Annotated in this window: 5 protein-coding genes; 4 read left to right on the forward strand and 1 reads right to left on the reverse strand. The window is 41.2% G+C overall.

Translation table 11 applies throughout. The features are described 5' to 3' along the window. Together AAC037_RS17895 and AAC037_RS17900 are read left to right on the forward strand one after the other, a co-directional pair. On the forward strand, window positions 1-990 hold a 990-nt coding region (locus AAC037_RS17895; protein ID WP_339904479.1), incomplete at its 5' end, for a sulfatase-like hydrolase/transferase. 186 nt (window positions 991-1,176) lie between these two features. Continuing rightward, entirely contained in the window at window positions 1,177-1,374 is a 198-nt protein-coding gene (locus AAC037_RS17900) for a hypothetical protein (RefSeq protein WP_339904480.1), read from the forward strand. Here AAC037_RS17900 and AAC037_RS17905 read toward each other — a convergent pair whose 3' ends face one another. After that, window positions 1,375-2,811, reverse strand: a complete 1,437-nt coding sequence (locus AAC037_RS17905) for a sodium:solute symporter (RefSeq protein WP_339904482.1) — start codon at window positions 2,809-2,811, stop codon at window positions 1,375-1,377. Between the two features lie 115 nt (window positions 2,812-2,926). Here AAC037_RS17905 and AAC037_RS17910 point away from each other — a divergent pair, with 115 nt between their 5' ends. Continuing rightward, window positions 2,927-5,245, forward strand: coding sequence for a glycoside hydrolase family 3 N-terminal domain-containing protein (locus AAC037_RS17910; RefSeq protein ID WP_339904484.1), 2,319 nt, complete (start codon window positions 2,927-2,929; stop codon window positions 5,243-5,245). Window positions 5,246-5,265: 20 nt separating this feature from the next. Further along, window positions 5,266-5,823 carry a serine hydrolase gene (locus tag AAC037_RS17915; protein ID WP_339904485.1) on the forward strand — a complete coding sequence of 186 codons (558 nt, stop codon included), beginning with the start codon at window positions 5,266-5,268 and terminating at the stop codon, window positions 5,821-5,823. The last annotated feature ends 255 nt before the right edge of the window (window positions 5,824-6,078 follow it).

Consider the following 6,078-nt stretch of genomic DNA (forward strand, 5'->3'; position numbering starts at 1 on the left):
GGAGATGCCAAAACGGAAGGTCGAGCCACCAATATGGGCTTTGATACTTGGACGGGCTATTTAAATCAGGACCATGCCCATTACTATTACCCCAGTTACTTGGATCATGACGATAGAAAAATACTATTAACGGATAATCCCATCCTAAGAAACAATTACAGTCATGACATTCTCACCAATGCGACTTTAAATTTTATTCGCAAGCATAGAAAAGCGCCCTTCTTTTTTTATGCTGCCTATACCAGTCCTCATTTTTCTGCCCCTGAAGAAGATGAGCATGGTTTGACAGTTCCTTCCACTTACCCCTATACGGAAAAAAATTGGCCTGAGGCAGCCAAAAAATATGCAGCCATGATTTACCGTCTTGATAAGGATGTGGGCAAAATTGTGGCTCTTTTGAATGAGCTAGGCCTTAGGGAGAATACCTTAATTGTCTTTACTTCAGACAATGGAGGACACAGCAATGTGTGGAAAAAATTCAGGACCAATGGAAAGCTAAAAGGGTACAAACGAGATCTATATGAGGGAGGGATAAGGGTACCTTTTATTGCAAGTTGGCCCGGTGTAATCCCAACCGGGCAAAAATCAGATGAGCCGATTGGTTTCCAAGACATGCTACCAACTTTTGCCGAACTGGCCAGGGCTCCCGTTAAGGTGAAGATTGATGGGGCCTCTGTTTTTGAGGCTCTGAAAGGCAATCCATTACCCAAAAATGAGCGGGTATTCTATTGGGATTTTGGTCATACCAGAGAAAGGTATGATCAGGCTGTGAGAATGGGTAAATGGAAAGGAATCCGAAGAGGGCAGGGCCAAGCGATTGAAGTATACAACCTTGCCGAGGATATTTCTGAACAATATAATCTGGCGGATGAAAATCCGGAGTTGGTAGAAAAAATGGACAAGTTAATGGATGCCATGGTGGTGCCTTCTCCTAGGTACTCGGTTGGTGAAATATATACAGGAGGTCCCATTTGGAAAAAAGACTGGTAAAGGGATGCATTCATTTCAAGTAATGAGCAATTTCTTTTTGTACATAATCGGACATAATCTTGTACGGAACCGTAGCAAGGAAGGGCTTGATATTGTCTTCAAGCCCTTGAATCCTTATTCAAGGGCCTATTATTTTTTGGCACTTAATTGGCCTTTATTTTCCCAAAAGAAAAATCCATTTAATCCATGAGAATATTTATCGGAATGATCCTTTGGGCCATCTTATTGGTGCTTTGCTGGCCTTTAGCCTTAATTGTTTTATTGTTATACCCTATAATATGGTTGGTATTACTGCCATTCCGCTTGCTGGGATTTGGGGTAACCCTTACCCTTTCCATGATATTTGCCTTGTTTATGTTGCCATTTACCCTGATGCGGGCTTAATTACCTCTTGCTTACAAGGAGCAAACCCATATAAGTAATCGCCGCATTTACCAGAAGGATTTCAAAGCCAAACTGAAAGCCATTGAACCAGCTGGCAGCGTTCCAGTCCAGGATAAACGAAAGGACAGGGCTTAAAAGACAGATAAAGGGTACCCATTTGTCCCTGACGCTAAATCTATTACTAAGTCCAAAGGCAAATAGACCGAGCAAAGGCCCATAAGTGAAACCTGCTGCCTTGAATACGGCACTTACTACACTTCTGTCGTTCACCTCATTGAATGCGACAATGGTTAGGAAAACCAAGAAGGTAAATCCAATATGGATCCAACGTCTGGTTTTATCTTGGTCGATGTTATTGCGTTCAGGAAGGTTGACAATGTCTATACAAAAAGAGGTGGTCAAGGCCGTTAAAGCGGAATCGGCGCTAGAAAAAGCTGCAGCAGTAATCCCCAATAAAAAGACCACACCTGCCAGGGTTCCAAAGTGGTTCAATGCCAAGAAAGGGAACAATTCATCTGTGGTCTTTGGTAGCTCAATGCCATTAACTTCTGCGTAATGGTAAAGCAATACCCCTAAACTTAAAAAAAGTAAGTTTGAAATAAAGAAGGTAATGGAAAACCAGAAGATGTTTTTCTGAGCATCCTTTTGATTGCGACAGGTCAGGTTCTTTTGCATAACGTTCTGATCCAGCCCGTTCATGGCAATGGTAATAAAAATACCACCTGCAAACATTTTGAAGAAATTCTGGCTAGAATTGCCTCCCCAAACAAAGATGGAGGACAAATCGCTGTCTCCAACCACGGTCAATAATTCAGAGGTACTTTTGTCCAGGTGTTTGCCTATTACCACAATGGTGATCACCACCGCCAAAAGCAAAAATATGGTTTGTAGGGTATCTGTCCATACAATGGTTTTGATGCCACTTTTATAGGTATAAAGCCAAATCAGCACCATGGTGGTCAATACAGATGCATAAAAGGGAATATTGAAGGCGTCAAAAAAGGCAAGTTGTAAGACAGTAGCAGCCAAAAAGAGCCTAAAAGAGGCACCGATGGTTTGCGAAATAAGAAAAATGGTGGCTCCAGAAAGGTAGGCTTTCTGCCCAAATCTTGTTTTGAGGTATTCGTAAATTGAGATCAGGTTTAATTTGTAAAAGAGCGGTATCAATATCAGGCCAATAACTGCATAGCCAACCATGTTTCCCATTACAAATTGCAAATAGGCCCATTGCGTGTTGCCTACCTCTCCGGGTACGGAGATAAAGGTAACCCCTGATAAGGCAGCACCCACCATGCCAAAGGCCACCAAGAACCATGGGGATTCCCTGTTTCCTGTATAAAAAGTTTGGCTATCAGATTTGAGTGAAGTGAGGTAACTTATCAATAATAAAAGTGCAAAATAAGCGGCGATTACACCAAAAACGAGCAATGGACTCATGGTTCTCTTTTTATAATATATTTTTTATCCCCAATGATAGGCATTTTCTTTAAATCATTTTAATGAGACGCCACAAATTTGGTATCTTTCAATCGAATTTGATTTGTTTGAAAGTATGGCCAATTATATTGAAAATAGCATAAGCTTTAATGCTGCGAGACATCTAGTACTATCTTTAATTGATTTAGCAAAAAAAGGATTGCTTACTTTAATTTTGCTTTCCATTAATTTTGTCTCACTTTTTGCACAACAAACGCCTCCTTTTTTGGCAGAGAAATATGAATATTGGGCAGATTCGGTTTTGGCTAACTTAAGTCCTGAAGAACGAATTGCACAGTTGATTATGATTCCAGCCTATTCCAATAAGGACAAGGTTCATGTGGATTCCATTGCAGGTTTGGTGAGAGAATACGGTGTAGGGGGGATCATCTTTTTTCAAGGTGGACCGGTTCGTCAGGCACAAATGATCAACCAATTCCAACAAATTTCCAAGGTGCCATTAATGATAAGCCTGGACGGAGAATGGGGGCTCAAAATGCGATTGGACAGTACGGTTCGTTTTCCTTATCAAATGGCTTTGGGAGGATTAACAGGTGAAAGCCTGATTTATGAAATGGGGGCAGAAGTGGCCCGCCAGGCAAAAAGAGCCGGAATCAATGTGAATTTTGCGCCGGTGGTGGATGTCAACAATAATGCGAATAACCCGGTAATCGGCTTCCGTTCCTTTGGTGAGGAAAAAGAAAATGTAACCAGCAAATCATTGGCTTATATGAAAGGCATGCAGGACAATGGTATTTTGGCTTCTGCCAAGCATTTTCCAGGCCATGGAGATACAAATGTAGATTCACATTATGGGCTTCCTGTGCTTCATTTCTCCAAAAAACGGCTTAAGGAATTGGAGTTATACCCTTTTCAGCAATTAATGGATCAGGGATTGGGCAGTGTAATGGTGGCCCATATGGAAATCCCCGTTCTTGATAGTACAGTAAACAGCCCCTCTAGTCTTTCCAAACCCATTGTTACAGACTTGTTGAAAGATGAAATGGGTTATAAAGGGCTGATTTTTACAGATGCTTTAAATATGCAGGCTGTCGCAAAATATTATCCTCCTGGAAAGGTAGATGCCAAGGCTTTGCTGGCAGGGAATGACATGCTGTTAAATACCATGAATGTGTCTGCTGCCATTGCGGAAATAAAAGCTGCCATAACACGTGGTGAGATTAGCCAAGAAGAAATAGATAGAAGGGTATTAAAGGTATTGAAAGCAAAAGCCTGGCTTGGACTAGACCAATGGGCACCTGTAGAAACAGATCATTTGATTGCTGACTTGAACAATTCTTCAGCCAACTTTTTAGCGGAACGTTTGACAAAGGCCTCCCTTACACTGCTTAGGAATGAAGAAAATGTATTGCCGGTAAAAGGACTTGAAAACACAAAAATAGCAAGCCTATCTTTAGGAGCGAATCAAAGAACTGAGTTTCAACACCAGCTAGAAAGGTACAGTCCAATGGATCATTTTGTTTTCCCAAAAGAAGGGGATGTGAATGATATAATTGCCTTAAAAGAAAACCTTGCCGGTCACCAGTTGATCTTGGTAGGCATTCATGGACTTGGGATAAGACAAGGGAGAAACAACTTTGGAATAAGTCCTGAAATGGTAACCTTATTGAGAACACTAATAGAAAGCCATACTGTAATAGTAAGCGTTTTCGGTAATGTTTATAGCTTGGGGAAAATTCAGGGATTGGAAAATGCGGCCGGGGTAATAGCGGCCTATCAAGAAACCCCTCTTACACAGGATTTAACTGCTCAAATGATATTTGGTGGAATTGGTGCGCAAGGAAAATTGCCTGTTACCATCAACTCATTTTTTAAGCGAGGAGACGGGTTGCAGTTAGAAGGAGGGATTAGAATGGCCTACACATCTCCCGAGGGAGTTGGATTGTCTTCTAAAGATTTGGCAGGCATCGATTCCATTATGCAGCTAGCGGTTAAAGGCAAGGCCATACCCGGAGGACAGGTTTTAGTGGCCAAAAGTGGTAAGGTTTTTTACCACAAGGCTTTTGGCTACCACACTTATGATTCCTTAAAGGAGGTGAAGCCGGATGATTTGTATGACCTTGCCTCTGTGACCAAAATTAGTACTTCATTGGCTGCATTTATGCATTTGAAGGGTTTAGGAAAGTTTGATGAAAACAATACCTTAGGGCATTATTTAACAGCGGCAAAAGGAACGAATAAGGAGGATTTGAAATACAAGGATATTTTAACGCATCAGGCCAGATTACGTTCATGGATTCCCTTTTGGATGTCCACTGTAAAGAAAAACGGGAAGTTCAGATGGTTTACCATGAAGAAGGATTCTTCAAAAAGATTTCCTATAAAGGTTGCAGATAGCCTGTACATTCACCGTAATTATGCAAGGACTATTTAGAAGAAAACCTTTACAAACCCTTGGGGGCCGGATCGCTTACTTTTAATCCTTATTTAAAATTTGAATTGGATAGGATTGTTCCTACTGAATATGATTCTGCTTTTAGAAAACAGCTTTTACATGGAATGGTACATGATGAAGGGGCAGCAATGCTCGGGGGAGTGAGCGGCCATGCCGGATTGTTTGGCACAGCCAACGATGTGGCCAAGCTGATGCATCTTTACCTAAATGATGGGTTGTATGCTGAGGAACAGCTCATTGCTTCGGGAGTGGTGCATGAATATAGCAAATGCGTATATTGCGATGAGGGAAATTATAGGGGGATGGGATTTGACCGGCCCAATAAACCGGGTGATCCAAATGGAAATGCTGCTCCGAGTGTCTCGGAAAAGAGCTTTGGGCATTCAGGCTTTACCGGTACCTATACCTGGATAGATCCTGAAAATGAAATCGTCTATGTTTTCCTTTCCAACAGGGTTCATCCAACCAGGGAAAATCGAAATATTTACAAACTGAATTTGCGAACAAACATATTAGAGGAGGTCTATAAGGCTATAGAAAAAGCAAAGAGTAGATAGTAAATAATCCTTTTATGCTAAGTCAGAAGTGACGCATTGATGTAAGCTGAAGTTATAGACAGGCACCCGCTGATAAGTACAGGTTATTCTAATACCATAATAATAATAATTGGGGAATAAGATGGGGGAAAGTTGTTGAAAGGAGGCCTTTTTTTTTGCTTGTTGGTCAAGTTTAATACTCACCTTCTACTATTTTTCTCTTAAGATTTTTCACCTTGTCTAAAGTAAGCGGCTTGACAATATAATCACTGACAT

Source organism: uncultured Cyclobacterium sp. (assembly GCF_963976465.1).
In the GTDB taxonomy this organism is placed as follows: Bacteria; Bacteroidota; Bacteroidia; order Cytophagales; family Cyclobacteriaceae; genus Cyclobacterium.